This window comes from Verrucosispora sp. WMMD703, assembly GCF_049178935.1.
In the GTDB taxonomy this organism is placed as follows: domain Bacteria; phylum Actinomycetota; class Actinomycetes; order Mycobacteriales; family Micromonosporaceae; genus Micromonospora; species Micromonospora sediminimaris.
On sequence record NZ_JBMHMM010000004.1, the window covers coordinates 3,831,124 to 3,857,948 of the forward strand.

General features: G+C 71.9%; 27 protein-coding genes. 9 read left to right on the top strand and 18 right to left on the bottom strand.

Going from position 1 to position 26,825, the window contains the following annotated elements:
* Positions 1-55 precede the first annotated feature (55 nt).
* Together ACN26Z_RS18115 and ACN26Z_RS18120 are read left to right on the top strand one after the other, a co-directional pair.
* Entirely contained in the window at positions 56-1,783 is a 1,728-nt protein-coding gene (locus tag ACN26Z_RS18115) for an ATP-binding cassette domain-containing protein (RefSeq protein WP_421462511.1), read from the top strand.
* A complete protein-coding gene (locus ACN26Z_RS18120; RefSeq protein ID WP_421462513.1) occupies positions 1,780-3,636 on the top strand; it encodes an ABC transporter ATP-binding protein in 1,857 nt (618 codons plus the stop codon). The genes ACN26Z_RS18115 and ACN26Z_RS18120 overlap by 4 nt, the downstream gene beginning before the upstream one ends.
* A gap of 18 nt (positions 3,637-3,654) precedes the next feature.
* Here the strand turns inward: ACN26Z_RS18120 and ACN26Z_RS18125 are convergent, their stop codons facing one another.
* The 8 genes from ACN26Z_RS18125 to ACN26Z_RS18160 all read right to left on the bottom strand — a co-directional run bounded on the left by ACN26Z_RS18125 (position 3,655) and on the right by ACN26Z_RS18160 (position 10,534).
* Positions 3,655-4,233 carry a response regulator transcription factor gene (locus ACN26Z_RS18125; RefSeq protein ID WP_282238259.1) on the bottom strand — a complete coding sequence of 193 codons (579 nt, stop codon included), beginning with the start codon at positions 4,231-4,233 and terminating at the stop codon, positions 3,655-3,657.
* Between the two features lie 124 nt (positions 4,234-4,357).
* Positions 4,358-4,993, bottom strand: coding sequence for a response regulator transcription factor (locus tag ACN26Z_RS18130; protein ID WP_232511292.1), 636 nt, complete (start codon positions 4,991-4,993; stop codon positions 4,358-4,360).
* A 161-nt stretch (positions 4,994-5,154) separates the two neighbouring features.
* Entirely contained in the window at positions 5,155-6,003 is an 849-nt protein-coding gene (locus tag ACN26Z_RS18135; protein ID WP_421462516.1) for a hypothetical protein, read from the bottom strand.
* Between the two features lie 755 nt (positions 6,004-6,758).
* A complete protein-coding gene (tatC, locus tag ACN26Z_RS18140) occupies positions 6,759-7,709 on the bottom strand; it encodes a twin-arginine translocase subunit TatC (RefSeq protein WP_421462518.1) in 951 nt (316 codons plus the stop codon).
* Between the two features lie 18 nt (positions 7,710-7,727).
* The gene (gene tatA, locus ACN26Z_RS18145) at positions 7,728-8,021 is read right to left on the bottom strand and encodes a Sec-independent protein translocase subunit TatA (RefSeq protein ID WP_421462520.1); all 294 of its coding nucleotides are present in this window, start codon (positions 8,019-8,021) and stop codon (positions 7,728-7,730) included.
* A 245-nt stretch (positions 8,022-8,266) separates the two neighbouring features.
* Positions 8,267-8,515 carry a hypothetical protein gene (locus ACN26Z_RS18150; protein ID WP_282238255.1) on the bottom strand — a complete coding sequence of 83 codons (249 nt, stop codon included), beginning with the start codon at positions 8,513-8,515 and terminating at the stop codon, positions 8,267-8,269.
* A 10-nt stretch (positions 8,516-8,525) separates the two neighbouring features.
* Entirely contained in the window at positions 8,526-9,548 is a 1,023-nt protein-coding gene (locus ACN26Z_RS18155) for a helix-turn-helix transcriptional regulator (protein WP_421462523.1), read from the bottom strand.
* Positions 9,545-10,534, bottom strand: coding sequence for a helix-turn-helix transcriptional regulator (locus ACN26Z_RS18160; RefSeq protein ID WP_282238253.1), 990 nt, complete (start codon positions 10,532-10,534; stop codon positions 9,545-9,547). The genes ACN26Z_RS18155 and ACN26Z_RS18160 overlap by 4 nt, the downstream gene beginning before the upstream one ends.
* A 198-nt stretch (positions 10,535-10,732) precedes the next feature.
* Here ACN26Z_RS18160 and ACN26Z_RS18165 point away from each other — a divergent pair, with 198 nt between their 5' ends.
* On the top strand, positions 10,733-11,845 hold the full coding sequence (locus tag ACN26Z_RS18165) for a DUF3866 family protein (protein ID WP_282238252.1): 1,113 nt from the start codon (positions 10,733-10,735) through the stop codon (positions 11,843-11,845).
* 42 nt (positions 11,846-11,887) lie between these two features.
* Here ACN26Z_RS18165 and ACN26Z_RS18170 read toward each other — a convergent pair whose 3' ends face one another.
* Genes ACN26Z_RS18170 through rfbA form a run of 4 tightly spaced genes read right to left on the bottom strand, consistent with a single transcriptional unit; the run spans position 11,888 to position 15,070 of the window.
* Positions 11,888-12,073: a hypothetical protein gene (locus ACN26Z_RS18170; protein ID WP_093405963.1), complete on the bottom strand. Its 186-nt coding sequence runs from the start codon at positions 12,071-12,073 to the stop codon at positions 11,888-11,890.
* 53 nt (positions 12,074-12,126) lie between these two features.
* Positions 12,127-13,485, bottom strand: coding sequence for a Pup--protein ligase (pafA, locus tag ACN26Z_RS18175; RefSeq protein ID WP_093405965.1), 1,359 nt, complete (start codon positions 13,483-13,485; stop codon positions 12,127-12,129).
* A 56-nt stretch (positions 13,486-13,541) separates the two neighbouring features.
* Positions 13,542-14,159 (bottom strand): dTDP-4-dehydrorhamnose 3,5-epimerase family protein, encoded by a 618-nt coding sequence (locus tag ACN26Z_RS18180; protein ID WP_421462525.1) that lies wholly within the window; start codon positions 14,157-14,159, stop codon positions 13,542-13,544.
* Positions 14,156-15,070 carry a glucose-1-phosphate thymidylyltransferase RfbA gene (rfbA, locus tag ACN26Z_RS18185; RefSeq protein WP_282238250.1) on the bottom strand — a complete coding sequence of 305 codons (915 nt, stop codon included), beginning with the start codon at positions 15,068-15,070 and terminating at the stop codon, positions 14,156-14,158. Before rfbA ends, ACN26Z_RS18180 begins: the two co-directional genes overlap by 4 nt.
* An 85-nt stretch (positions 15,071-15,155) precedes the next feature.
* On the opposite strand from rfbA, the gene rfbB reads away from it, so the two are divergent.
* From rfbB to ACN26Z_RS18215, 6 genes are read left to right on the top strand one after another with little or no spacing between them, the layout of a single operon-like run.
* Positions 15,156-16,154 (top strand): dTDP-glucose 4,6-dehydratase, encoded by a 999-nt coding sequence (gene rfbB / locus ACN26Z_RS18190; RefSeq protein WP_421462526.1) that lies wholly within the window; start codon positions 15,156-15,158, stop codon positions 16,152-16,154.
* Positions 16,151-17,035, top strand: a complete 885-nt coding sequence (rfbD, locus tag ACN26Z_RS18195; protein ID WP_421462527.1) for a dTDP-4-dehydrorhamnose reductase — start codon at positions 16,151-16,153, stop codon at positions 17,033-17,035. The genes rfbB and rfbD overlap by 4 nt, the downstream gene beginning before the upstream one ends.
* On the top strand, positions 17,032-17,430 hold the full coding sequence (locus ACN26Z_RS18200) for a DUF2304 domain-containing protein (RefSeq protein ID WP_093405975.1): 399 nt from the start codon (positions 17,032-17,034) through the stop codon (positions 17,428-17,430). Before rfbD ends, ACN26Z_RS18200 begins: the two co-directional genes overlap by 4 nt.
* Positions 17,423-18,124 carry a glycosyltransferase family 2 protein gene (locus tag ACN26Z_RS18205; RefSeq protein ID WP_282238248.1) on the top strand — a complete coding sequence of 234 codons (702 nt, stop codon included), beginning with the start codon at positions 17,423-17,425 and terminating at the stop codon, positions 18,122-18,124. The genes ACN26Z_RS18200 and ACN26Z_RS18205 overlap by 8 nt, the downstream gene beginning before the upstream one ends.
* Positions 18,121-19,428: a lipopolysaccharide biosynthesis protein gene (locus ACN26Z_RS18210; protein ID WP_421462529.1), complete on the top strand. Its 1,308-nt coding sequence runs from the start codon at positions 18,121-18,123 to the stop codon at positions 19,426-19,428. Before ACN26Z_RS18205 ends, ACN26Z_RS18210 begins: the two co-directional genes overlap by 4 nt.
* Entirely contained in the window at positions 19,425-20,453 is a 1,029-nt protein-coding gene (locus ACN26Z_RS18215) for a glycosyltransferase family 2 protein (RefSeq protein ID WP_282238246.1), read from the top strand. The genes ACN26Z_RS18210 and ACN26Z_RS18215 overlap by 4 nt, the downstream gene beginning before the upstream one ends.
* Before the next feature lie 103 nt (positions 20,454-20,556).
* Here ACN26Z_RS18215 and prcA read toward each other — a convergent pair whose 3' ends face one another.
* The 6 genes from prcA to arc all read right to left on the bottom strand — a co-directional run bounded on the left by prcA (position 20,557) and on the right by arc (position 26,668).
* Positions 20,557-21,387 carry a proteasome subunit alpha gene (prcA, locus tag ACN26Z_RS18220; protein ID WP_282238245.1) on the bottom strand — a complete coding sequence of 277 codons (831 nt, stop codon included), beginning with the start codon at positions 21,385-21,387 and terminating at the stop codon, positions 20,557-20,559.
* Between the two features lie 60 nt (positions 21,388-21,447).
* Positions 21,448-22,287 (bottom strand): proteasome subunit beta, encoded by an 840-nt coding sequence (gene prcB, locus ACN26Z_RS18225; protein ID WP_170863473.1) that lies wholly within the window; start codon positions 22,285-22,287, stop codon positions 21,448-21,450.
* Positions 22,206-22,649, bottom strand: coding sequence for an endonuclease VII domain-containing protein (locus tag ACN26Z_RS18230; RefSeq protein WP_421462533.1), 444 nt, complete (start codon positions 22,647-22,649; stop codon positions 22,206-22,208). Before ACN26Z_RS18230 ends, prcB begins: the two co-directional genes overlap by 82 nt.
* Before the next feature lie 197 nt (positions 22,650-22,846).
* Entirely contained in the window at positions 22,847-23,062 is a 216-nt protein-coding gene (locus ACN26Z_RS18235; RefSeq protein ID WP_013734319.1) for a ubiquitin-like protein Pup, read from the bottom strand.
* 117 nt (positions 23,063-23,179) lie between these two features.
* Entirely contained in the window at positions 23,180-24,697 is a 1,518-nt protein-coding gene (dop, locus tag ACN26Z_RS18240; RefSeq protein ID WP_093405997.1) for a depupylase/deamidase Dop, read from the bottom strand.
* Positions 24,698-24,886: 189 nt separating this feature from the next.
* Positions 24,887-26,668 carry a proteasome ATPase gene (gene arc / locus ACN26Z_RS18245; protein ID WP_093406000.1) on the bottom strand — a complete coding sequence of 594 codons (1,782 nt, stop codon included), beginning with the start codon at positions 26,666-26,668 and terminating at the stop codon, positions 24,887-24,889.
* Positions 26,669-26,825: the final 157 nt, after the last annotated feature.

Below are 26,825 nucleotides of genomic sequence, written 5' to 3' on the forward strand. Positions count from 1 at the left end.
GGCCCTGGACGGTGACCTGACCGTCCAGGGCCACGCCGTACGACCGGGAGGACCGATGCGAACGCTGGCCGGCGAGGACCGTCTGCTGTTCCGGGTGGTCCGCGACGGTGGCGGCTGGACCGTCACGCTCGTGGTGGTGGCGCTGGGCGGTGCCGCCGCCGAGTTGGCACTGCCCGCGGTACTGGGGCTGGCCGTCGATGCCGCCGTCGGTGGTGACGCCTCCCCCCGGTGGCCCGTGGTCGCCTGCGCCCTGGTCGTCATCCTGCTGGTCACCGACGTCCTCGGCGACCTGGCCGGCGGGTACGGAGCCGCCCGGGCCACCGCCCGGCTCCGCCGGCGGCTGCTGCGGCACCTGTTCGCGCTGGACGTCCGGGCCGTGGGCCGCTTTCCGGTCGGTGACCTGGTCGGCCGGCTGGCCGGGCAGGCCGCCGACACCGGGCAGGCCGGCACCGCCGTGGCGCTTGGCGGGATCGCGGTCCTGCCGCCGCTGGGCAGCGTGGTGGCACTGTTCCTGCTGGAGCCCGTGCTCGGGCTCACCCTCCTCACCGGACTGGCCGTGCTGACCGTCCTCATGGCCACCTTCGTCACCGACGCCTCGGCAGTGATCACCGCGTACCAGCGGGTGCTCGGGACGATCGCCGGCCGGCTCCAGGAGGCGCTCGGCGGGTCCCGCACCATCGCCGCGGCCGGCACCAGCGACGCCGAGGGCGACCGGGTGCTGGCGGCGCTGCCCGAACTGCGCGACCACGGGCGGCTCGGCTGGCGGTTGCTGGCCCGGGCCAACGCCCGGGTCGCGGCCGTGGCGCCGCTGCTCCAGGTCGCGGTGGTCGCCGTCGGCGGGTACGCGCTGAGCGTCGGTTGGCTGACTCCCGGGCAACTTGTCGCCGCGGTGCAGTACGCCGCGCTCGGGGCCGGGCTGGGTGCGGTGCTGGCCACCCTCAACCGGCTGGTCCGCAGCCGGGCCGCGGCCCGCAGGATCGCCGAGCCACTGTCGTGTCCGGTCCGCCCCGGCGGCGACGAGCCGCTACCGCCCGGCGGCGGCCACCTGCGGCTGCGCGGGGTCGGTGTGCACGCCGACGACCGGCCGGTCCTGGACGCGGTCGACCTGGACGTGCCCGCCGGCTGCACGGTGGCCGTCGTCGGGCGTTCCGGCGCCGGCAAGTCCGCCCTCGCCGCCGTGGCCGGTCGGTTGTACGACCCGGACACCGGTGCGGTGCTGCTGGACGGGGTGCCGCTGACCCGCCTCGACCGGGCCGCGCTGCGGCGGGCGGTGGGTCACGCCTTCGACCGCCCGGTGCTGGTCGGCGAGACGGTGCACGACGCGATCGGCCTCGGTCTGCCCGAACGGAAGGCCCGGCCGCCGTCGACCGGTGCGCCGGCCACCGCCGCCGTGCTGGCGGCGGCCCGGGCCGCGCAGGTAGACGGGGTCGTCGCCCGGTTGCCCGACGGATTTCGCACCCGCACCGTGGACGCACCGCTCTCCGGTGGTGAGGCACAACGGCTCGGGCTGGCTCGCGCATTCCACGCCGAGCGGCTGCTCATCCTCGACGACGCGACGTCCAGCCTGGACACCGCCACCGAACATCGGATCACCCGTGCGCTGACCGGCCGGAATTCGGGACGTACCCGCCTGGTGGTCACCCACCGGGTGACGACGGCCGCCGCGGCCGACCTGGTCGCCTGGCTCGATGCCGGTCGGCTGCGCGCCCTGGCACCGCACCGGCGGCTCTGGGCGGACCCGGACTACCGGGCGGTGTTCGCGGGCGACGGTGTCCCCCGATGAGCCGCCCCGACGTCGGTCGGACGACGTGGCGGGCGCTGCGGGCGCGTCGCCGGGAGGTCGGCCGGCTCGCCGCGTGGTCGGTGGTCGAGTCCCTGCCGGCGCTGCTCGCCGGACTGCTCGTCGCCCGCGCCGTCGACCAGGGCTTCCTCGCCGGCCGGTTCGCCACCGGCCTGGCCTGGCTGGGCGGACTCGCCGTGGCCATCCTGCTCGGCGCGGTGGCGACCGGCCGGGTCTACCGGAGCCTGGGTGCCGTGGTGGAACCGTTCCGCGACGAGCTGGCCCGGCTGGTGGTCCACGGCGCGCTGCACGACGCCACCCGGGCCGGTGGTCACCCGGACAGCGCCCCGGTGGCCCGCCTGACCCATCACGTGGAGATCGTCCGGGACACCTTCGGTGGCCTGGTCATGGTGGTACGCGGCTTCCTGTTCACCGCCGGGGCGGCCCTGCTCGGCCTGCTGGCACTGGATGCCACCGTCGCGGCGCTGGTGGCGGCCCCGCTGCTCACCGGGCTGGTCGTCTTCGCCGCCGCGCTCCCGGCGATGCTGGCGCACCAGCGCACCCAGGTACAGGCCGGTGAGGCGCTCGGCCGGTCGGCGGCGACCGCGCTCACCGGCCACCGCGACGTGCTCGCCTGCGGCGCCGAGGAACGCACGGTGGCCGAGGTCGACCGCAGGGTCAGCGACCACGCCGACGCCGAGCGGACGCTGGCCCGGATGTCCGCGCTACGCAGCCTCAGCCTCGGCCTGGGCGGCTGGCTGCCGGTGGTGGTCCTGCTGCTCGCCGCGCCATGGCTGGTGCGCCGCGGGCTGAGCACCGGCGCGGTGCTCGGCGCACTGGTGTACGTCACCACCAGCCTGCAACCCGCGCTGCACGCACTGGTGCAGGGGCTCGGTGGCGGAGGGCTGCGCTACGCCGTGACCCTGGAGCGGATCCTGGCCACCTGCCGCACCCCTTCGCACAGCGGTTCCGCGGCCACGCCCACCCCGGAACCTGAGGCTGACCCTCCGGCGGTTCGGCTGGCCGGCCTGACCTTCCGGTACGGCCCCCGCGCCCGACCGATCCTGGACGACTTCTCGATGGACCTGCCCCAGGGGGCGCATCTCGCGGTGGTGGGGCCCAGCGGCACCGGCAAGTCCACCCTGGCCGCGCTGGTCGCCGGCCTGGTCGAGCCGGAACGCGGCACAGTCCACCTCGCCGGTCGGCCGGTGGCCGCCGTCGCCCCCGCCGACCGGGCCGCGCTGCGGGTGCTCGTGCCGCAGGAGGCGTACGTCTTCACCGGTTCCCTGGCCGACAACCTCCGCTACCTCTGCCCGGACGCGGACGACACCGTCGTCGAGACCGCGCTGGCCAGGCTCGGTGCCGACGCTCTCGCCCGGCGGCTGGGCGGCCTCGCCGCCACCGTCGACCCGGCCACGCTCTCCGCCGGTGAGCGACAACTGATCGCCGCCGTGCGCGCCTACCTTGCCCCCGCCCCGCTGGTCATCCTGGACGAGGCCACCTGTCACCTGGACCCGACGTTGGAGGCCACCGTCGAGTCGGCGTTCGCCCGACGACCAGGCACCCTCGTCGTCATCGCCCACCGGATCAGTTCCGCCGTCCGCGCCCGACGGGTGTTGGTGTTCGACGACGACGGACCGTTGGAGGGCAGCCACCACGAGTTGCTCGCCCGCTCACCGGCCTACCGGGAACTCGTAGGCCACTGGGACGGCGACGGGTCGGCACCGCCGGCCGCCGACCCGGATCGCGCCGCCGACGGCGACCGTCCGGTCGGCGCGGATCGTGTCGTCACCACCGAGCGTGCCGCCGTCGCGGAGCGCGCCGCGGCTGCCGGTGGGTTGCCGCATCTCGGCTGATCCGGCGCGGCAGCCTGGTCAGATCCAGCCCGCGTCCCGGGCCACCTGGACCGCCTCCACTCTGGTGCGCCCGCCCGTCTTCCGGATGATCCGGCCAAGATGATTGCGGACGGTGCCGGGGGCGAGACCGAGCGAGCCGGCCACCTCCGAGACCGGCGCGCCGCCTGCGGTCAGGCTGAGAATCTGCGCCTCACGCTGGGTCAGTGGGCTGTCCCGGTGCAGCGCCGCCAGCACCAGATCCGCGTCGACCACCGGCTCGCCACGGGACAGCCGGCGGATCCCGTCCACCACCCGCTGCGGCGGGACGTCGCTGCCGAGGACGCCGACGGTCCGGGACGGGGTGAGCATCCGATGCAGACTCCCGGCCCGGCGCGGCTCGGCGAGCACCAACAGCGGACAGGAGTCGGTCGCCGGCAGCCCCTCGACGAGGTCGAGGTCGACCACTGCCACGTCCGGACGGCGCGTACGGATCGTCCACGTGACCACGTCACCGCGGTCCACCTCCGCCACCACGTTTATGTCGTCCTCCGCGGCGAGCACGAGGGACAGGGCGCCACGGACCAGGGCACCATCGATAGCGAGCAGGGTACGGATCACCGTAGGCTCCCCGAGCATCGTCAGCTGGATCACGGAACGTCAGCATTCAAACACGCCCTGGCCGGTTTCGCCCGTCGACGGACGGCGGCCGGCCGGGGCCGCCGGGTGGCGGCCCCGGCCACTGTCACATCCAGCCGTCACGGCGCGCGAGCAGGACCGCCTCCATCCGGTTGCGGGCACCCGTCTTGCGCATGATCGCCGACAGGTGGTTACGCACCGTGCCATGCGCCAGGAACAGCCGATGGGCGATCTCCTTGAGCGGCAGCCCCTCGGCCGCCATCCGCAGCACCTCGGCCTCCCGAGGCGTCAGCGGGCCCGTGGCGGGCCGCAACGCCGTCGCGGCGGCGGCCACGTCGATGACCCGCTCCCCTGCCGCGAGCGCCCGTACGGCCCGGACCAGCTCGTGCAGCGGCTCGTCCTTACCGACCAGTCCTTTCGCTCCCGCCGTCAGCGCCTCCTCCACCAGGCACCGGCCCCACCGGTCACTCAAGGCCAGAACCGCCGTCGCGGGTGCCGCCTCGGTGATCTCGGTGATCACCGCCACCGGCTCGGGCACGCCCGACGCCAGGTCGACAAGCACCACGTCCGGCAGGTGCCGGCGCACCATCGCGGGCAACTCACCGATACCCGTCACCTCGGCGACGACCTCGATGTCCTCCTCACCGGCCAGTGCCGCGCACAACGCACTGCGCAGCAGACCCATACTTTCGCCAACCACAACGCGGATCACCACGTAGCTCCGATCTGAGGTACGCGCCACGGCCGTCTCCCGGTCCCCTGGACGGGACTGCGCAGGTCGGCCAGACGCGAACGGACTGGGCCCGGCCCGTGGGACGTCGACTGGACGACCCCGGGCACCCGTACGACCACGCCGGGCGACCAGCCGGTGATTCCCGGCGGCGCGGGCGGGTCAGGGCGGACTCAGCCGGGTCGGGCGGCCACCCCGGGGAAACGGCCCGCGTGCCGGCGGGGCGAACAGACATCGGCCCGGGCGCTGGCCGTCGCCGGCACCTGGCACCCGTCGAGGATCACCGCCCGCAGCGGCCCGGGACCGCCATCGGCACCGGCGACACCGTCGCCACCGGGCGGGTGAGGGCGCTGCGGAAAGCCGGTCGGTGCCGGCGTAGACCCGGATCCAGCACCCGACGTGCCGGTCGAGGGCCGATGCCACCCGACCGCCACCCCGGCCACGGTCGCGGCCGACGTCACCTCCCCCGGTGGTGCGGCCCGTGGTGTTGCGGCGGGCGGCGGATCGGGCGCCAGCGGCCGGGCCGGCGGGGTCACACCCGCGACAGCGTCGCTGGTCGGTGCCCACGACGTCGATCTGTCCACTGTGTACGGATCGGTGGCGGACCGTCCCGGCAGCACCGGAAGCGTGGGGGTGACCAGTTCCGTCAGCTGCGTGACCGGCGTCGTCACCGTTGCCACGCCGGACGAGACCGCCGCGACGACCGTGACCAGCACCGGCCGTACGACAGCCTCGGTTCGCCCGATGACGGCTTCCGTGGCGGGCAAGGCCGCGAGGCTCGCCGTCAGCAGCGAGTCTGCGCCCGTGGTGGGCAGGGTCGGCAGGGCCGTCGTGGGCGGGGACGCCACGCCGGTCACGGCCCGGGTCACCCCCGGCAGTAACGGCAGGTCCGTCCCCTCGGCCGGGACCGGAGTCCGGTCGCCGACGACCGGTACGGTCGACCGGGCCGGCGGCGCCGCGAGCGCGCGCCCGACCGACGCGGGGTCCGCTGCCGAACGCTCGCCCAACGATTGGTCGCCCATCGGACGGTCACCCGGTGCACGGCCGGGGAGCGGCCGGTCAGCCGGTGAGCGGTCAGTCAGTGATCGGTCAGCCGGTGAACGGTTGCCCGCTGACGGGCCGGCGGACGGACCATCGGGCGCAGGCTCTCGGCTGCCACGCGCTGGTGGCGCCGCCGGGCGGTCCCCAGCCGGTCGGCCGCTCCGTGCCGTGCCCCTTCGCGCACCCCGCCGGTCATCCTGCCGACCGGCGTCCGGGGAACCCGGCGTCGCGCTCCGGCCCGCACCGGGATGCCGGGCCTCCGGGCGTTCGACGAGGTCGTTGATCAGATCATCGATGGGCGAGGTGGACCGGATCCGTTCGAGTTTGCGCTCGTCGGCGCCGACCGACGGCACAGCTGCGGTGTCCGCGCTGGCCGGGTCGCTCAACAGGGCACCGAGGAGGAACCCGACGCCGACGGCGGCGGCTCCCGTAAAGGCGAAACGGGCGATGGTGGCCCCCAGACGCGCTGCCGAGGCGTCGGGCCCCCGCCGGGCGGCGGGTGGACGGCGGAACGTCGGACGGCGCACGGAGCCTCTCTCTCGCCGAGAACGTCGACTCATCGTATTCAGTCCCGTACCCAGTCGCTGACCGTGAACAACGTGGTGACGGATTGCCGACTGTCCGGCTGACGGCGGCACGGCCGTCAGGTAGCCGCGCGGTTCGCTCCCCACACAAAGAGCGACAAGCCTTCCAGACGTGGAAGGCTTGTCGCTCTGGTGCCGCGAAGCGGCGCGGGTCAGGTCACGTCGTCGTAGCGTCGCTCGATCGACAGGGGCCGGGCCACCGGATCGGGGGCGTCGATCGGACTGACCCTGCCGACCGGCTGTCCCGCCTCCACCGGCTCCCGGTCGAGCTCCAGCGGTGACGCCTCGTCGTCGGCGGTGTCGGCGTACAGCTCCTTGCCGCGTCCCTTCCGCCGATCGTTGAGGAACGCGACCCCGACCGCGATGAAGTAGAGCAGCGACAGGCACAGCGCCAGCAACGTCATGCCGAACGGCCCCGGGTCGGGCGTGGCCACCGCCGCGAACGCGAAGCAGACGAAGACCACGATCCGCCACCAGCTGAGCAGCCGCCGGGCGCTCACCACGCCGGTGAAGTTGAGCATCAGCAGGGTGAGGGGGAACTCGAACGCCACCCCGAAGAGCAGGATCATGGTGGTGACGAAGCTGATGTAGCGGGTGACTTCCAGCTGCGAGTCGGTGCCGGTGACACCGGCTTCGAGCAGGAACGCCAGGCCCTTGTCGACGACCAGGAAGGCGAGCACCGCGCCGGCGGCGAACAGCGGCGCCGCGATCGTCACGAAGACGTACGCCCACTTGCGCTCATGCCGGTGCAGCCCCGGCGCGATGAACGCCCACAACTGGTACAGCCAGACCGGGGCACCGAGGATCAGACCGATCCAGAGCGCCAGCTTGAGCTTGAGGATGAAACCGTCGGCGGGGGCGAGCAGCAGGAACTGCTGGCACTCGCCGTCGACCATCATTCCCGGCAGCCGGCAGTACGGCTGTTTGAGCAGGTCGAACGCCGGCTGGGCGAGCAGGTAGCCCCCGATCAGCCCGACGACGATCGCCAGCGAGGCGCGAAACAGCCGATCGCGTAGCTCGCGGATGTGCTCGACGAGGGTCATCGAGCCGTCGGCGGCCCGCTCGAAGTTGCTCGGTCCGCGCTTGCGGAGTCCGAAGGCCACGGTTACCGGACCCGCGGATCAGTTCTCGCGGGCGCGCTGCACCGGGTCGACGACCGGCTGCTGCACGGTGCCCTGGTAGGGCTGCTGCTGCGGTGGCGCCGCCTGCTGCGGCGGGTACGGCTGGTAGCCGGCCTGCGCGTCGGCCTTGCCGGCGAGGTCGCGGTCGTCGTCAGCAAGGCTCTTCGTCTCGGCCTTGATGATCCGCAGCGAGCGACCGAGGGACCGGGCGGCGTCGGGAAGCCGCTTCGCGCCGAAGAGCAGGATCAGCACGACCACGAGTACGGCGATGTGCCACGGCTTGAGGGCACCCATGTGAAGCTCCAGTCGCTTGTGCCAACGGGGGTGTTCCGCAGCCCATCGTACGTGCGACGAGGGCCGTTGCCACCCGCCGGGGCGGTGGTGGTTCGTCCCGGCGGGTGAAGTCTCGGCCAACCGCGAGTGTCCCGTCAACCAGGCGGCTGGATCATTCTGCGCGAAGTCGGCTCGCCGCGTGCAGGAGGACGCACCGTACGGGCAGAAACGCGCACCGCGCGTTCTCCGCCGGTGGACCGGCGGCTTCAGTCGCCGCGGCGGGCTTTGATCACGGTGAGCCGCCGCTGGGTCGTCTCCAGCCGGCTCTGCAACCCCTCCGCCCGCTGCTGGAGGCTCTCCGCCGCCTCACGCAGCGCCGTCGCCTCGTCGGCACGCCGCTGCAACGCCAGCGCCGCCCGACGCAGCCGGGGCAGTCGCGCCAACACGGGTCGTACCGCCAGGGCGAGCAGAACCAACGGCACCAGCACCAGCGCGAGCACGATCCACTTCAGCACGCCGGCCAGCCTACTGCCTGTCGCCGGCCGCCGCCGGGTCCGCGCCGGCCGGCACCGGCCGGGCGTACGCCTCCAGGGCCGCCACCGCCGACTCGTGGATCTGCCCGGCCAGCTCGGCCGGCGCGACGACCTCGACGTCCGGGCCGAGACCCAGCACGAACCGACGGGCCCAGCCGAGATCACTGACCCGCAGCGACACCACCCACCGTTCGCCGTCGGACTCGACCCGCTCGCAGGGGTAGTACTCGGTGATCCACCGCTCACCCCGGCCGATCCGCAACGTGATCAGCGGCAGGTCGGGCGAGGGCCGGAACGCCCCGTCGCGTAGATCCTGCGGTCGGGCCTGCGGCGGCACCACGGCCGGCTCGGCCAGCTCGGTGACGGCGTCGATCCGGTCGGCCCGGAACAGCCGCACCGCCTCGGCGCGACGGCACCACGCCTCCACGTACGTCCGGCCGCCGACCATCAGCACCCGCAGCGGGTCGATGACCCGCTCGGTGGTCTCGTCGCGGGTCGCCGTGTAGTACGTGATGCGCAGCGCGCGACCACCCTCCACCGCGGCGCGCAACTGCTCCACCCGCCCGGTGTCCCCGGGCAGCCGCACCTCCACCGGCGCGGCGACCAGGTCGCCGGCCGCGTCCTCGATCTTCGCGAGGGCCCGCTCGACCGCCTCCCGGTTGGCCACCCCGGGCGTCTCGGCGAGCATGCGCAACGCCACCACCAGCGCCAGCGCCTCGTCCGGAGTGAGCCGCAGCGGCCGGTCGATGCCCGCGTCGTAGGTGATTGTCACCCGGTCACCGTCGAAGGCCATGTCGATCAGGTCACCCGGGCCGTACCCGGGCAGCCCGCAGACCCAGAGCAGCTCCAGATCCTCCCGCAACTGCCGCTCGGTGACGCCCAGGTCACCGGCCGCCTCGGCGATCTCGATCCCGGGCCGGGCGAGCAGATACGGCACCAGGTTCAGCAGCCGGGCCAGCCGGTCCGCCGAGGCCCGGGAACCAGCACGCGCCGCCGGACGGGTCGGGCTGCTCATGGCACCACCGCCAGGGTGTCGTGTCGGGCGGCGATCTCCTTCAGCCGCTGGATGACCGCCTCCCGGACCTCGGGCGGGTCGACCACCCGCACGTCCGGCCCGTAGCCGACGAGGTGGCCGGCCAGCGAGCAGGCGTCGCCGTACGGCAGGACCAGCCGGTCCGCGTCCGACCCGGCGGTGACCTCGACCGCCCAGCGGCGCAACCCGGCGGCGCGCCCGGGGGTGACCAGCACGGTCGCCCGGCCAGATCGCTCGACCGGGCCGGACCAGCGGGCCACGTGACTGATCAGGTCGACTCCGGTCGGGGGCTGGTAGGCGCCCGGCTCGCCGGTGGCCCGCACCGCACCCACCACCCGCGACAACCGGAAACAGCGGGTGGCGTCGCGATCCAGGTCGTGGCCGACCACGTACCACCGGCCCCGCCAGCACACCACACCCCACGGTTGCAGCCGGCGCCGCGCGGGCGCGTCGCGGTCCGGAATCCGGTAGTCGAAGCGGACCTCCCGCCGGTCGCGGGCGGCCGCGGTCAGTGGCGCGAACGCCGGATCGACCGTGACCATCGGCTCCAGCCCGAGGGTGGCCTGCGGGTCCACGTCCACGCCCGCGGCGCGCAGCTTCGCCAGCCCCGACGAGGCGGCAGCGGCCAGGCCGGCGTGTTGCCACAGCCGCGCGGCGATGCCGACCGCGGCGGCCTCGTCCGGCTGGAGGGGAATGTCGGGCAGCGCGTACTCCCGGCGGGCGATCCGGTACCCGGGCTCGGCGTCGAAGGCGCTCGCCGTCCCGGTCTCCAGCGGTACCCCCAGCTCCCGCAACTCGGCCTTGTCCCGCTCGAACTTGCGCTGGAAAGCCTCGTGCTCACGGGCGTCGTCCGGATCGTGCTCATAGCCGGGTACGGTCGCGGCGATCTGCGCGGCGGTCAGGAACCGCCGCGTTGACAGCAGGCAGATCACCAGGTTGACCAGGCGTTCGGTGCGGCTGCGCGACACCCCGTAGACGCTAGCAGCCCTGACCTCCCACGCAGGCACCCCACGCCCCCCACCTTCACTCCCCGTTCCCCCTCTCGTCGATCTTGCACTTGTGGTCGTCGATATGCGTCTTTTGAGGTGCTACGCGGGGGCAGAAAGTGCAAGATCGCGGGGTGGGGTGGGTGCGGGGTGGGGTGGGATGGGGGTTAGCGTGCGGGGGTGGTGCGGTGGCGGGCAGGTGCGGTGGTCGGGGTGCGTCGGCGGTGGGCCGGAGCGGTGGAGCTGGACGTCGAGGTGGACGGCGGCGGCTCGATGCGGGCGCTGGCCTATCCGGCACTGGTCGGTGAGCCCGAGCCGGGCGATCGGGTGCTGCTCAACGCCGGGGCGCTGCTGATGGGCCTGGGCACCGGCGGGTACGCCCTGGTCGTCGCGCTGCCGGAGCGGCTGCCGCCGGACCCGCCGCAGGCCCTCGACTCCCGCGACGCGGGTCATCTGGTCAAGGCCCGCTACACCCCGTTGCAGCCGATCCTGCTCGGTGTCGACGAGGAGGCGTCACCACATCGGGAGGTGCTGGCCGCGGCCGACGACCTGGCCGGTCTGCCGGTGGTCACCGCCGACCTGCACTCCGCGCTGCCGGCGATCCTGGCCGGCGTTCGGGTCGACGCGCCGCAGGCGCGGGTGGCGTACCTGCTCACCGACGGCGGGGCGTTGCCCGCCTGGTTCTCCCGCACCCTCGCCGGGCTGAGCGACGAACTGGTCGGCACGATCAGCGTCGGGCAGGCGTTCGGCGGCGACCTGGAGGCCTCGACGCTGCACAGCGGGCTGCTCGCCGCCCGGCACGTGCTCGACGCCGACGTGGTGGTGGTGGCGCAGGGCCCGGGCAATCTCGGCACCGGCACCCGCTGGGGCTTCTCCGGGGTGGCCGTCGGTGAGGCGGTGAACGCCGTCGCCGCCCTCGGCGGCCGCCCGATCGGCTCGCTGCGGATCTCCGCCGCCGACCCGCGACCCCGGCACCGTGGCGTGTCGCACCACAGCCTCACCGCGTACGGCCGGGTGGCGCTGGCCCGTGCGGAGCTGGTGGTGCCGGCGGACCTGGAGCCGCTGCTGGCCGCCGAGGTCGACGCCGCGCTGAAACCGCTCGCCGAGCGGCACACCCTGGTGCGGGTGGACACCACCGGGCTGGACGCGGCGCTGCGACGCAGCCCGGTACCGCTGTCGACGATGGGGCGCGGGCTGGACGCCGACCACGCCTACTTCCTGGCCGCCGCCGCGGCCGGTCGGCACGCCGCCCGGCTGGCGGCGGAGCCGCCCCCGGCACCGGCCGGGCGCTGACCGGGGGCCCGCGCTGCTGCCGCCGGGGCCCCTGGCTGCGCCTCAGGCGAAGATGATCAGGGCGGCCCAGGCGCCCACGATCAGCGCCAGGGCGACGGCCAGCACCCAGGTGGGCACGGTGTACTCGCCGCGGCGGTTACGCTCGATCTCGGCGCGGATCTTGTCGCGGCGGCGTTCGAGCCAGCCCTGCCGCTGAGCGCCCGGGGAAGGAGGTTCCGGAGGAATCATGACCCCACCAGCCTACCCGGGGCCGGCCGGTCGGCACGGCCCCGGTCGACCGGTCACATGCTGGCGATCAGCCGTTCCACCCGCTCGTCGTACGCCCGGAACGGGTCCTTGCAGAGCACGGTCCGCTGCGCCTGGTCGTTGAGCTTCAGGTGCACCCAGTCGACGGTGAAGTCCCGCCGCTTCTCCTGGGCGTGCCGGATGAACTCACCGCGCAGCCGGGCCCGGGTGGTCTGCGGCGGCGTCTCCTTGGCCTCGAAGATCTCCGGATCGGTGGCCACCCGGTCCACGTCGCCGCGCCGCTCCAGCAGCGCGTAGAGGCCCCGACCCCGACGCAGGTCGTGGTACGCCAGATCCATCTGCGCCACCCGGGGGTGCGACAGCGGCAGGTCGTGCTTGCGCTGGTAACGCTCGATCAGCCGCAGCTTCGTCACCCAGTCGATCTCCCGGGAGACCGGTTCCAGGTCACCGGTCTCCACCGCCCGCAGCACCCGACCCCACAGCTCGACCACCCGCTTGGCGGTCTGGTCGCCGCCCCGGCGCTCGACGAACTCGGTGGCCTTGGCGAGGTACTCCTGCTGGATCTCCAGGGCGCTGATCTCCTTGCCCGAGGCCAGCCGCACCTTCCGCCGGCCGGTGATGTCGTGCGACACCTCCCGGATCGCCCGGATCGGATTCTCCAGGGTGAGGTCGCGCATCACCACGCCACCCTCGATCATCCGCAGCACGATGTCGGCGGTGCCGACCTTGAGCAGCGTGGTGACCTCGTTCATGTTGGAGTCGCCGACGATAACGTGCAGCCGGCGGTAGCGTTCCGCGTCAGCGTGCGGCTCGTCGCGGGTGTTGATGATCGGGCGGCTGCGGGTGGTCGCCGAGGAGACGCCCTCCCAGATGTGCTCGGCCCGCTGCGACAGGCAGTAGACCGCGCCGCGCGGCGTCTGCAACACCTTGCCGGCACCGCAGATCAGCTGCCGGGTGACCAGGAACGGGATCAGCACGTCGGCGAGCCGGCCGAACTCACCGTGCCGGGACACCAGGTAGTTCTCGTGGCAGCCGTACGAGTTGCCGGCCGAGTCGGTGTTGTTCTTGAACAGATAGATCTCCCCGGCGATGCCCTCGTCGTGCAGCCGCTTCTCCGCGTCGATGAGCAGCCCCTCCAGGATCCGCTCACCGGCCCGGTCGTGGGCGACCAGGTCGACCACCGAGTCGCACTCCGGGGTGGCGTACTCGGGGTGTGAGCCGACATCCAGGTAGAGCCGGGCGCCGTTGCGCAGGAAAACGTTGCTCGACCGGCCCCAGGACACGACCCGGCGGAAGAGGTACCGGGCCACCTCGTCAGGGGACAGCCGCCGCTGTCCGCGGTAGGTACAGGTGACGCCGTACTCGGTCTCCAGACCGAAGATTCGCCGTTCCATGATGAGACATTAGCCGTACGGAGGCCCTGTTCGTCACTGTCGGGGACGTGCCGGCCTCAGCCGTCGGTGGAACCGGCCATGGCGGAGAGAGTCTCGACGTACCGACGGCACGTGTCGTACTCCGGCAGCAGCCCGGCCGCCCGAGCCTGCGCCAGGGTGGGCGCGGCGGCGTCGCGGGCGGACAGCTGCGCCCCGGTGGTCGGCCATTCGATGCCCAACTCCCGGTCCAGCGGGTGCACGGTGTGCTCGGCCGACGGGTTGTACGTGGTCGAGCAGAGGTAGGTCAGGGTGGCGTCGTCGGTCAACGCGCAGAACCCGTGGCCGAGCCCCTCGGCCAGGTAGACCGCGCGCCGGTCGACGTCGTCCAGGCGCACCCCCTCCCACCGGCCGAAGGTGGGCGAGCCGAGCCGCAGGTCGACGATCACGTCCAGCACGGCCCCCCGCACACAGGTGACGTACTTCGCCTGCCCCGGTGGCACGTCGGCGAAGTGGATACCGCGCACCACGTCACGGGCCGAGATGGACAGGTTGCCCTGGGCCAGCCGCAGCGGATGCCCGACCGCCTCGATCAACCGGTCGAAGCGGTACCACTCCAGGAACAGCCCGCGCGGGTCGCCGTGCTGCCGCGGGGTGATCTCCCAGGCACCCTCGACGCTCAACGGCCGCAGCTTCATCGGACCGCACCCGCCCCACGGAACTCACCGGTCGGTTCCTGCCGCCCCCCACCGGCGAGCAGATCGAGCAGGTAGTCGCCATAGCCGCTGCGGGTCAGCGGCTCGGCCAGGGCACGCAACTGCGCGTCGTCGATCAGCCCGGCCCGCCAGACGGCCTCCTCGACACAGCCGATCTTCATGCCCTGTCGTTCCTCGATCACCCGGACGAACTCCGCGGCCTGCACCAGCGAGGCGAACGTGCCGGTGTCCAGCCAGGCGGTCCCCCGGTCCAGCACGGTGACCGACAGCTCACCCCACCGCCGGTACGCCTCGTTCACCGCCGTGATCTCCAACTCGCCCCGGGCGCTGGGGGTGAGCCCCCGGGCGATCTCCACCACCCGGTTGTCGTAGAAGTACAGGCCGGGCACCGCGTACCGGGACGTCGGGCGCTGCGGTTTCTCCTCGATCGACAGCACCCGACCCTCGGCGTCGAAGTGCACCACGCCGTACGCCTGCGGATTGGCCACCGGGTAGGCGAAGATCCGGCCGCCCACCGGCTCGCCCGCCGCCGCCAGCTGCCGGCCCAGGCCCACCCCGTGGAAGATGTTGTCGCCGAGGATCAACGCCACCGACTCGTCGCCGATGAAGTCCGCGCCGAGCAGGAACGCCTGCGCGATGCCCTCCGGGCGAGGCTGGGCGACGTACTCCAACCGGAGCCCGAACTGAGCGCCGTCGCCGAGCAGCCGCTGGAACTGGCCCTGCTCCTCCGGCGTGGTGATCACCAGGATCTCGTGTATCCCGGCCATCACCAGGGTGGAGAGCGGGTAGTAGATCATCGGCTTGTCGAAGACCGGCATCAGCTGTTTCGACACCGCCCGGGTGATCGGCCACAGCCGGGACCCGGTGCCACCGGCGAGCAGGATTCCACGCACCCGCGGCAGCCTACCGGCAATCGGACGCGCAGCCCCGCCTCGCCTGCACTGTCGATGTGGCCGTTTCGCGTAGACTTTCGGACCCGTGAGGATCCTGGTCACCGGCGGCGCCGGCTTCATCGGTTCGGAATACGTCCGGACGCTGCTCGGCGTCCCCGGTGGCGGCGCGGCGGGCGTGCCGGCGTGGAAACCGCCCCAGGTCACCGTGCTCGACGCGCTCACCTACTCCGGCAACGTGGCCAACCTCGCGCTGGTGGCCGACGACCCCCGGTTGCGCTTCGTGCAGGGCGACATCCGTGACCACGACGTCGTCGACCGGGCTGTCGCCGGGCAGGACGTCGTCGTGCACTTCGCCGCCGAGTCCCATGTCGACCGTTCGATCGCCGGCGCCGCGCCCTTCGTCACCACGAACGTCCTCGGTACCCAGAACCTGCTCGACGCCGCGCTGCGCCACGGCGTCGCCCGGTTCGTGCACGTCTCCACCGACGAGGTCTACGGCTCCATCGCCGACGGTGCCTGGACCGAGGACTGGCCGTTGGCCCCCAACTCCCCCTACTCGGCGTCGAAGGCCGGCTCCGACCTGCTCGCCCTGTCCTACCACCGCACCCACGGCCTCGACGTGGTGGTGACCCGCTGCTCCAACAACTACGGGCCCTACCAGTACCCGGAGAAGGTCATCCCGCTGTTCGTCACCAACCTCCTCGACGGACACCGCGTCCCGCTCTACGGCGACGGCGGCAACGTACGCGACTGGCTGCACGTGCACGACCACTGCCGCGGCATCGCCCTCGTGCAGGACAAAGGTCGCGCCGGCGAGATCTACCACATCGGTGGCGGCACCGAACTGACAAACAAGGAACTGACCGCCCGGCTCCTCGACGCCTGCGGCGCCGGCTGGGACCGCGTGACACCCGTCGCCGACCGCAAGGGACACGACCGCCGCTACGCCCTCGACATCACCAAGATCAGCAAAGAGCTAGGGTACGCCCCCAGCATCACCCTTGACACCGGTCTCGCCGAGACCGTCCGCTGGTACCGGGACAACCGCGACTGGTGGGAGCCACTGAAAGCAGGGAACGCGTGAGATTCCTGGTGACCGGGGCCGGCGGGATGCTCGGACGCGACCTGGTCGACATCCTCGCCGCGCGACCGGAACACCGTCTCACCGCGGTCACCCGCACCGAACTGGACATCACCGACAGCGTCGCCGTGCACGCCGCCGTCGACGGGCACGACGTGGTGGTCAACACCGCCGCCTGGACCGACGTCGACGGCGCGGAGGCGCACGAGTCGGCGGCCACCGCCGTCAACGGCGACGCCGTCGTCCACCTCGCCACCGCGTGCGCCGCGCACGGCGCCCGCCTGCTGCAACTGTCCACCGACTACGTCTTCGACGGCACCGCCACCACCCCCTACCCCGAGGACGCGCCGACCGCCCCGCTCAACGCGTACGGTCGCGGCAAGCTCATCGGGGAACAGGCCGTCACCCGGCTGCTGCCCGACACCGGATACGTGGTGCGTACCGCCTGGCTCTACGGCACCCACGGCCGCAACTTCGTCACCACCATGCTCGACCTGGCCGACCGACGCGACACCCTCGACGTCGTCGACGACCAGCACGGCCAGCCAACCTGGTCCCACGCCCTCGCCCGCCACCTGGTCAGGCTCGCCGAGGCCGCCCACAGCGGACACGCCGCACCCGGGATCTACCACGGCACCTGCGCCGGCGAGACCACCTGGTTCGACCTGGCCCGCGCCGTGTTCGCCCGGCACGGCCTCGACCCGGACCGGATCCGCCCCACCACCAGTTCCCGGTTCGTGCGACCCGCCCCCAGGCCGACGTACAGTGTGCTGGCGCACGGCCGGTGGGCCGAGGCCGGGCTGCCGCCGCTGCCGGACTGGCACGCCGCCCTGGTCGACGCGTTCATCCCCACCGCCCCACGCTTCCCGCGGAGGGTCGTATGAAGCTCACCCTGGTCACCGGCCTGACCGGCCTGCTTCTGCTGGCCACGATCGTCGAGCTGCTGCGCCGCCGCCAACTACGCGAGAAGTACGGCATGCTCTGGCTCGGCCTGCTGTTCGTGGTGATCCCGCTGTCGCTGTTCCCCCGGCTGCTCGACGGCGTCGCCGACCTGCTCGGCGTCGCCTCCGGCGTCAGCCTGGTGCTGTTCCTCGGCATCGTCTTCCTCCTGCTGGTCTGCATCCATCTCAGCTGGGAGGTCAGCGCGCTGGAGGAGGAGACCCGCACCCTCGCCGAGGAGTTCGCCCTGCTCCGCGCCGAAGTCGAAGCCGAACGGACGGAACGGGCGGAGTGGACCCGACGCCTGGACCGGACGGAAGTGGTCTCCCGCGATGGTTGACGGCGAACGACTCCTCATCATCATTCCGGCGTTCAACGAGGCCGCCTCCATCGGCGACGTCGTCGGCGAGATCCGCGGCGAACTACCCACAGCGGACGTGCTCGTCGTCGACGACGGCTCCACCGACCACACCGCCGCCGTCGCCATCACCGCCGGTGCCCGCGTCGCCCGGCTGCCCTACAACCTCGGCGTCGGTGGCGCCATGCGGCTCGGCTACCGCTACGCCCACGAACACGACTACGACGCCGCCGTGCAGGTCGACGCCGACGGGCAACACGACCCCCGGTACGTGCCGAAGCTTGTCGACCTGCTCGGCGACCACGACCTGGTCATCGGGGCCCGGTTCGCCGGCGAGGGCGAATACACCGTACGCGGCCCCCGCCGCTGGGCGATGGCCGTGCTGTCGCTGGTGCTGTCCGGCCTGGCCGGCACCACACTGACCGACACCACAAGCGGCTTCCGGGCCGCAAACCGACGGATGATCGAGATGTTCGCCCACTGGTACCCCGTCGAGTACCTGGGCGACACCGTCGAGACGCTTGTGCACGCCGCCCGGCGCGGCTACCGGATCCAGCAGGTCCCGGTCGCCATGCGCCGTCGGATGGCCGGCACCCCCAGCCACTCCCCCACCCGGGCGATGATCTACCTCGGCCGGGCCCTGGCCGTCCTCACGCTCGCCCTCATCCGCCGGTGATCCGCCGCCTGCTCCGCTTCGTCCCACCCGGCACGGTCGGCGTCGGCATCGGCCTCGCCGTGGTCGGACTGGCCTCGTACGTCCACCTCGCCGTGGCCGGACACAACCTCGACGCCGCCGACTACTCCTCACTGTCGGTGCTCTGGTCCGTCGTGTTCACCCTCGGCATCGGCGTGTTCTTCCCCGTCGAGCAGGAAGTCGCCCGCCTCGTCGCGGCCCGGCGCACCCGCGACCTGCCACCCGGGCCGGTACTGGCCCGCGGCGCCGCCGTCGCCGCCGCCGTGCTCGGCCTGCTCCTGGTGCTCACCGTCGGTGGCGCAGACTTCCTCACCGATCGGCTCTTCGACGGCGACCCGGCGATGGTGCCCGCCCTCGGTGGCGCACTCGCCGCACTCGCCGTCGCACACACCAGCCGAGGTGTGCTCGCCGGCCTGCGCCGCTTCGGCTGGTACGGCACCCAACTCGGCCTCGACGGCGGACTGCGCATCGGCCTGGTCGCCGCCCTCGCGGTCGCCGGCGTGGACTCCCCCGTCGCCTACGCGCTGGTCCTGGTCGCGGCACCGCTGGCCGCCGTCGCGCTGACCGTCGCGCCGGTCGCCCGGACGGCCGGCCGTGGACCGACGGTCCCGTGGCCGCCGCTGCTACGCGGACTCGCGCTGCTCACCGTCTCCAGCCTGCTCGCCCAGGTGGTCGTCAACGTCGGAGTGATCAACGTACGGCTGCTCGACCCGGCCGAGGTCGCCACCGCCGGCGCGCTGCTCTCCGCGCTGGTGCTGGTCCGCATACCACTGTTCGTCTTCGGCTCGATGCAGGCCGCGCTGCTCCCCGGCCTGTCCACCGCCGCCGCCACCGGCGACGAACCGGCCTTCCGTGCCCTGCTCCGCCGATCCCTGGCCGTCGTCACCGCCCTCGGGGCCCTCGGCGGCATCCTCGCCGCCCTGTTCGGCCCGGCGCTCGTGCGAGCTCTCTTCGACACCCCCGACGTCCTCGGCCACGGCGACTTCGCCTGGCTCTCGGTGGCCACCCTGGCGTACCTGTGGGCGATGGTGCTCGGTCAGGCCCTGCTGGCCCGCGCCCGGCACCGCGCCCAGGCCCTGGCCTGGACCATCGGCGTCGCCGCGCTGGTCCTCGCGACCCTGCCTCCGCTTCCCGTCGCGCTGCGCGTCGAACTCGGCTACACCGTTGGTTCCGTGGTGGCCGCCGCCGCCGCCATGATCACCCTGCTGCGCCGTCGCCGGGCCACCCCACCCGCCCCACCGGTCGCCGCGCCGATGCCCGCCACCACCAGCGGAGGAACCCCATGAGACCGCCCCGCGTCACCGCCGTGATGCTCGCCTACGGCGCCGAGCCCTGGCTGGTTGACGCCGCACGGGCCGTACTGGCCAGCACCGGCGTCGACGTCGAGCTGGTCGTGGTCGACAACGGCTGCACCGGCCACGGCATCGACGTGGTCAAGGGCCTGCCCGGCGTACGAGTCATCCGGCCGGAGGTGAACACCGGCTACTCCGGCGGCTGCAACGTCGGTGCCGCCGACGCCACCGGCGAGTGGCTGGCCTTCGTCAACTCCGACGCCATCGTGGCCCCCGACGCCCTCGCCCAGGTCGTCGCGGTGGCCGCCGAGCCAGGGATCGGCGCCGCCATGGCCTCCATCCGGCTCGCCCACGACCCCGACCTGATCAACACCTCGGGCAACCCGCTGCACTTCACCGGCCTGTCCTGGGCCGGCGGCAACGGCGAACCGGCCAGCGCCCACGCGAAGCGCACCGCCGTACCCTCGCTGAGCGGCTGCTGCTTCGTCATCAGCCGCCACCGCTGGGAAGAACTCGACGGCTTCCCCGACGCGTACTTCGCCTACCACGAGGACACCGAACTCAGCCTGCGGCTGTGGCAGCGCGGCCTACGGCTGGAGTACGTGCCCGACGCCGTCGTCCTGCACCACTACGAGTTCTCCCGTAACGACCTCAAGCTCTACCTGGTCGAACGCAACCGCCTGCTCACCCTGCTCACCGCGTACCAGGGCCGGACCCTGGCGCTGCTGGCACCGATGCTGCTGCTCACCGAACTCGCCATGCTCGCCACCGCGCTGGTGGGCGGCTGGGGACGCCAGAAGACCCGCGGCTGGGCGTGGCTGTGGCGTCACCGGAACTGGATCCGCGCCCGTCGACGCCGCCTCCAGGCCGAGCGCACCGTCGGCGACGGCGCCCTCGCCGACCTGATGACCGCCCGCGTCGCCCCGTCGAACGTGCCGGTCCCACCCGGGATGGGTGTCTTCAACGCGGTCGCCGCCGCGTGGTGGGCAGCCGCCCGGCCACTGCTCGCCCGCCGCTGACCCGCCCCGAAACCGCCCACCGTAAGCCGACCGTCGACCCCGAACGAGACAGCGCCCGACACGGTCGAAACCGCTCGGGCGCCACCATCGTTCGGGGTGAAGATCAGGTGCCGGAGTTGTCGCCCGGCTTGTCCTCCAGATCAGCGGAGCCAGCCGAGGTGGTCGGCTTGTGCCCCTCCTCGGTCGGCGTGGTCGGGGTCTGCGCCCGATCACCCTGCGCCGACCCGCCGGCCGCATCGCCGTCCAGCAGAGCGGTCAACGCGGCCCCGGTGATCCGCCGGAAGGTACGACCCACCCGGCTACGGTCCAGGATCGCGACCTCCAACTGGTCGCCGGCGATCGTACGGGCGGCACCGCCCTCGCCGCCGACGCTGCCCAGCGCCTGCACCGCCACCTTGACCGCGTCGGCGAGCGACATGTCCGGCCGATGGTTCGACTTCAGCACCCCGGAGATCGCCTCGGCCTGACCGCCCATCGCCATCCGGCCCGGCTCGTCGGTCACCGACCCGTCATAGGTGCACCGGTACAGCGAGTCCTCCTCCGGCGTGGCACCCACCTCCGCCACGCAGATCTCCACCTCGAACGGCTTCGACTGCTCGGTGAAGATGGCACCGAGAATCTGCGCGTACGAGTTGGCCAGTGCCAGACCGGTCACGTCCCTGCGGTCGTAGCTCAGACCGTTCAGGTCGGCCATCCGCACACCCGCCCGGCGCAGGTTCTCGAACTCGTTGTACCGCCCCACGGCGGCGAAACCGATCCGGTCGTAGATCTCGCTGACCTTGTGCAGCGTGCTGGAGAGATTCTCGGCAACGAAGAGCACCCCGCCGGTGTAACTGACGACCACCGAGCTGCGTCCCCGAGCGATACCCTTGCGGGCCAACTCGGAACGGTCGCGCATGATCTGTTCGGGCGAGGCGTAGAACTGCATGGCCACGGCGGCGGCTCTCCTTCGGGCGGTACTCGGGAAACGGGATCAGCTGCGGGCGCGGGCGGCTCAGCCGCCCGGATTCTCCATCCGACCGGCGACAACGCTCTCCGCGATCGCCGAGGTCTCCGCGTCGGTCAGCCGGTGCGTGCCCTCCGCCGTCGCGGTCATCACCACCGGGTAGATCCGCCGCGTCAGGTCGGGACCGCCGGTCGCGGTGTCGTCGTCCGCGGCGTCGTAGAGCGCCTCAACCGCCAACCGCACCGCGTCGTCCACGGACAGCCCGGTCCGGTACCGCTTCTTCAACGCCGACTTGGCGAACAGCGAACCCGAGCCGATGGCGTCGTAGCCAGTCTCCTCGTACGGACCGCCGGTGACGTCGAAACTGAAGATCCGCCCGGCCCGCGCCGGATCGCTGGCCGCCAGATCGATACCGGCGAAGAGCGGAATCACCGCCAGCCCCTGCATCGCCGCGCCCAGATTGCCGCGAATCATCGAGGCGAGCCGGTTCGCCTTGCCGTCGAGGGAGAGCATCGCGCCCTCGATCTTCTCGTAGTGCTCCAGCTCAACCTGGAACAGCCGCATCAGCTCGATACCGATCCCGGCGGTGCCGGCGATGCCCACCAACGAGTACGCGTCGGCGGGGTGCACCTTCTCGATGTCCCGCTGGGCGATCAGGTTGCCCATGGTCGCCCGCCGGTCACCGGCCATCACGACGCCACCGGACGCGGCGATGGCCACGATCGTGGTGGCGTGCGGGGCCAGATCGGCGGCCATGCCCGGGGGCAGCGCCCGACGGCCCGGCAGCATCTCGGGGGCCACCTTGCTCAGGAATGCCGTGAAGGAGGACGTCCCCGCGTTGGTGAACACATCTGGAAGACGCCCGGATGGATCAAAACCCGCTGCCACGTGGTTCCTCTCAGGTACGTGATGGCCCTGGCCAGCCTCGTCGGACTGTCACGGAACTGGCCAAGACCACCGTTGCAGTTGAAGCAGAGTATCCCGCGCACCCACCCGGTGCGATGATCGTGGTCCACATGTTCCGGATCGGGGTCACCACAGACCGCACAGACACCGCCCTGCTCGGCCAGCAGCTCGTCGAACTCCCGTTGCCCGATGCCGTACCGCCGTTGGGCGGTCTCCTTGCCCCGTGCGTTGTGGCAGGGCTTGCAGTAACTGTGCCGGCCGCTGGTCTTCCGGGTGGTGCTCGGGAACTCGCCCAACGGCTTGATCTGCTCGCAGTCCGGGCACCACTTCAGACCCTGGCCCACCGGAAGCGCCGACCTCCGTGCGGGGGCGATGCCGCGCTTGCGCCGGCTGGCCTGGGAGCGAGCTGTCGCACACGCCTTGCAGTAGTAGGCACGCCCGTCCACCCGGCGGCTGTTGCGGTGAAACTCGGTGAGAGGCAACGTGCGTTGGCATTGTGGGCATGTCTTGTCCGACCCGACGGGCAAATCGGACATATGCCTCATTGACCCCCTTTCTGGACGTAGCCTCTCACGAATTCTTCGGCGTTTTCTTCGAGGACGGAGTCGATCTCGTCGAGCAGGTCGTCGACGTCCTCGGTGATCTCGGCGTGCCGCTCGGCGACCTCCGGGTTCGCCTCGACGGTGACGTCCTCGACCTCTTCGCCCTGACGGGACTTGCCCGACTGCGACTGACCGCCGCTGTCACGAGTGGCCATCGTTGCCTCCTCCACGATCTCCCTGCGATGAACTTACCTCGCGGGAGCGACGAAACGTTCCCCGCGCGCCGGTACCGGCGCGCGGGAACGAACAGCTGATGGACGCGAGCCGGTGGGTCAGCCGCCGGTCAGGGTCTCCAGCAGATCCTTGGCGCTGGCACAGCGATCGAACAACTCACCGACATGCCGCCTCGTGCCGCGCTCCGGCTCCATCATCGGCACCCGCACCAACGACTCGCGACCGACATCGAAGATCACTGAATCCCAGCTGGCGGCGACCACTTCGGAGGCGTACTGGGCCAGGCAGCGCCCCCGGAAGTAGGCCCGGGTGTCCTCGGGCGGCTCCGTCATCGCCGTACGGCTCTCCTCGTCGCTGAGCAGCGTCTTCATCGACCCGCGGGAGACCAGCCGGTGGTAGAGGCCCTTCTCCGGGCGTACGTCGGAATACTGCAGGTCGACCAGTTGGAGCTTGTGCGAGCCCCAGCCGAGCTTCTCCCGCTCCCGGTAGCCCTCCAACAGCCGCAGCTTCGCCACCCAGTCCAGCTCGTCGGCGCAGAGCATCACATCGCGCCCGAGCCGGTCGAGCACGTCCTCCCACCGGTCCAACACGTCGGCGGTCTGCTCGTCGACGTCGTTGCCGTAGCGGTCGTCGACGAACGCGCGCACCCGCTCCAGGTATGCCCACTGCACGTCCATGGCGGTCAGCCGGCGTCCGTCGCGCAGCCGCATCAGGTGCGACAGCGACGGGTCATGACTGACCGCGCGCAGTTCGCCGACCGGGTCGGCGATGCCGAGGTCGGGGCCGAGTGCCTTCTCCTCGATCATCGTGAGGATCAACGCGGTGGTGCCCACCTTGAGGTAGGTGGAGATCTCCGAGAGGTTCGCGTCTCCGATGATGACGTGCAGCCGGCGGTACTTGTCCGCGTCGGCGTGCGGCTCGTCGCGAGTGTTGATGATCGGCCGCTTGAGCGTGGTCTCGAGGCCGACCTCGACCTCGAAGAAGTCGGCCCGCTGCGAGATCTGGAAGCCGCTCTGACCACCGTCCTGGCCGATGCCGACGCGGCCGGCGCCGCAGACGACCTGCCGGGTCACGAAGAACGGCGTCAGGTACGCCACGATGTCGGCGAACGGCGTCTGCCGGCGCATGAGGTAGTTCTCGTGCGCGCCGTAGCTGGCGCCCTTGTTGTCGGTGTTGTTCTTGTAGAGGTGGATCGGTGCCGTGCCGGGGATCGTGGCGGCCCGCCGCGCCGCCTCCGCCATCACCCGCTCCCCCGCCTTGTCCCAGCGGACGACGTCGCGGGGGTTGGTCACCTCGGGGGTGGAGTACTCCGGGTGGGCGTGGTCGACGTAGAGCCGTGCCCCGTTTGTCAGGATCACGTTGGCCAGGCCGAGGTCCTCGTCGGCGAGCGCCTCGGCCGGGTCGTAGGCCGCGCCGGAGTAGGTGAAACCTCGGGCGTCCCGCAGCGGTGACTCCTCTTCGTAGTCCCACCGGGCCCGGCCACCGCGATTCAGTTCCGGTCGGGCGCCGTAGGCGTTGACCACCTGGGAGGAGGTGACCATCGGGTTGGCGCCGGCCTGGCCGGGCACGGAGATGCCGTACTCGACCTCGGTGCCCATGATTCGTCTAACGCTCATCGACCTACCCGCTTCGTTTGCCCGACCGGTCCCCGTCATGTCGAGCGTAGTCGCCACTTCGCCAACCGGGGGCGTGGCGGTGGGGCGGGTCCGCCCCGGGACCGGGGTGGCGGGTCTTGTGCGACACGGTCCGGGAGTACGACGGGGCCCGCGACGCGGTGCGTCGCGGGCCCCGGTGGCGCCGGCCGGTCAGAGATACTGACCGGTGTTGCTGGCGGTCTCGATGGAGCGTCCGGCCTCGGTGCCCTTGCCGCCGGAGACGAGCGTGCGGATGTACACGATCCGCTCGCCCTTCTTGCCGGAGATGCGGGCCCAGTCGTCCGGGTTCGTGGTGTTGGGCAGGTCCTCGTTCTCGCGGAACTCGTCGACGCAGGCGTCGAGCAGGTGCTGCAGGCGCAGTCCCTTGCGTCCGGAGGTGAGGAACTCCTTGATGGCCATCTTCTTGCCCCGGTCGACGATGTTCTGGATCATCGCGCCGGAGTTGAAGTCCTTGAAGTACAGGACTTCCTTGTCACCGTTGGCGTAGGTGACCTCCAGGAAGCGGTTCTCCTCCGTCTCCGAGTACATCCGCAGCACCACCGCGTCGATCATGGCGGCGACGGTGGCCTGGGGGTCGCTGCCGTGTTCGGCCAGGTCGTCGGCGTGCAGCGGCAGGCCGGGGAGGATGTACTTGGAGAAGATGTCCTTGGCCGCCTCGGCGTCCGGACGCTCGATCTTGATTTTCACGTCGAGTCGTCCAGGACGCAGGATCGCCGGGTCGATCATGTCTTCCCGGTTGGAGGCGCCGATGACGATGACGTTCTCCAGCCCTTCGACGCCGTCGATCTCGCTGAGCAGCTGCGGCACGATGGTGTTCTCCACGTCGGAGGAGACACCGGAGCCACGGGTGCGGAAGACCGAGTCCATCTCGTCGAAGAAGACGATGACCGGCGTGCCTTCGCCGGCCTTCTCCCGAGCCCGCTGGAAGATCAGACGGATGTGCCGCTCGGTCTCGCCGACGTACTTGTTGAGCAGCTCGGGGCCCTTGATGTTGAGGAAGAAGCTTGTGTGCTTCTCCTCGCCCCGCCGCTCGGCGATCTTCTTGGCGAGCGAGTTGGCGACCGCCTTGGCGATCAGGGTCTTTCCGCAGCCGGGCGGGCCGTACAGCAGGATGCCCTTCGGCGGGCGCAGCTGGTGCTCCCGGAACAGGTCCGCGTGCAGGAACGGCAACTCCACCGCGTCGCGGATCTGCTCGATCTGGGAGTGCAGGCCGCCGATGTCGGTGTAGTCGACGTCCGGCACCTCCTCCAGCACGAGTTCCTCGACCTCGCTCTTGGGAATCCGCTCGTACGCGTACGCCGAGCGAGGTTCGATCATGAGCGAGTCGCCGGCCCGGATCGGACTGCCGATCAGGGTCTCGGCCAGGTGCACGATGCGTTCCTCGTCGGAATGCGAGACCACCAGCGCCCGATCGCCCGGCGCGCCTTCGGGACCGGCGAGGATCTCCTTGAGCATGACCACCTCGCCGACCCGCTCGTAGCCGAACGCGTCGACGATGTTGAGCGCGTCGTTGAGCAGGACCTCCTGGCCGCGCCGAAGCTCGTCGACGTCGAGCGAGGGCGAGACGGCCACGCGCAGTTTCCGTCCGCCGGTGAAGACGTCAACCGTGCCGTCGTCGTGCTTGGCCAGGAAGACGCCGTAGCCACTTGGGGGTTGAGCGAGCCGGTCGATCTCCTCCTTGAGCGTCACGATCTGCGCGCGAGCTTCCTTGAGGGTGCTCACGAGCCGTTCGTTGTTCTCGGTCAGCCGCGCCAACTGCGCCTGGGTGGCGGCCAGCCGCTCTTCGAGCTGCCGGACGTGTCGGGGGCTCTCGGTCAACTTGCGCCGCACCAGAGCGAGTTCCTCTTGAAGGAACGCGACCTGCGTGGAGAGATCGTGGGCCTCCTTCTCCCACCGTGCGGCGCGCGAGTCCGCGTCGTCGCTGCGTGCCACGTCCCACCTCCCCGGGGGGCTTGAACGTTCTGACCTAACACTAGCCGCTATGAGCCCGATTCGGTCCTCCGCAACGCGCCCGTCACCGAAGCTTGATCGCCAAGGGTGGGTCGACGGGCGCATACGGGCATTCGGGTACCGTCGAGGGGTGGGACGG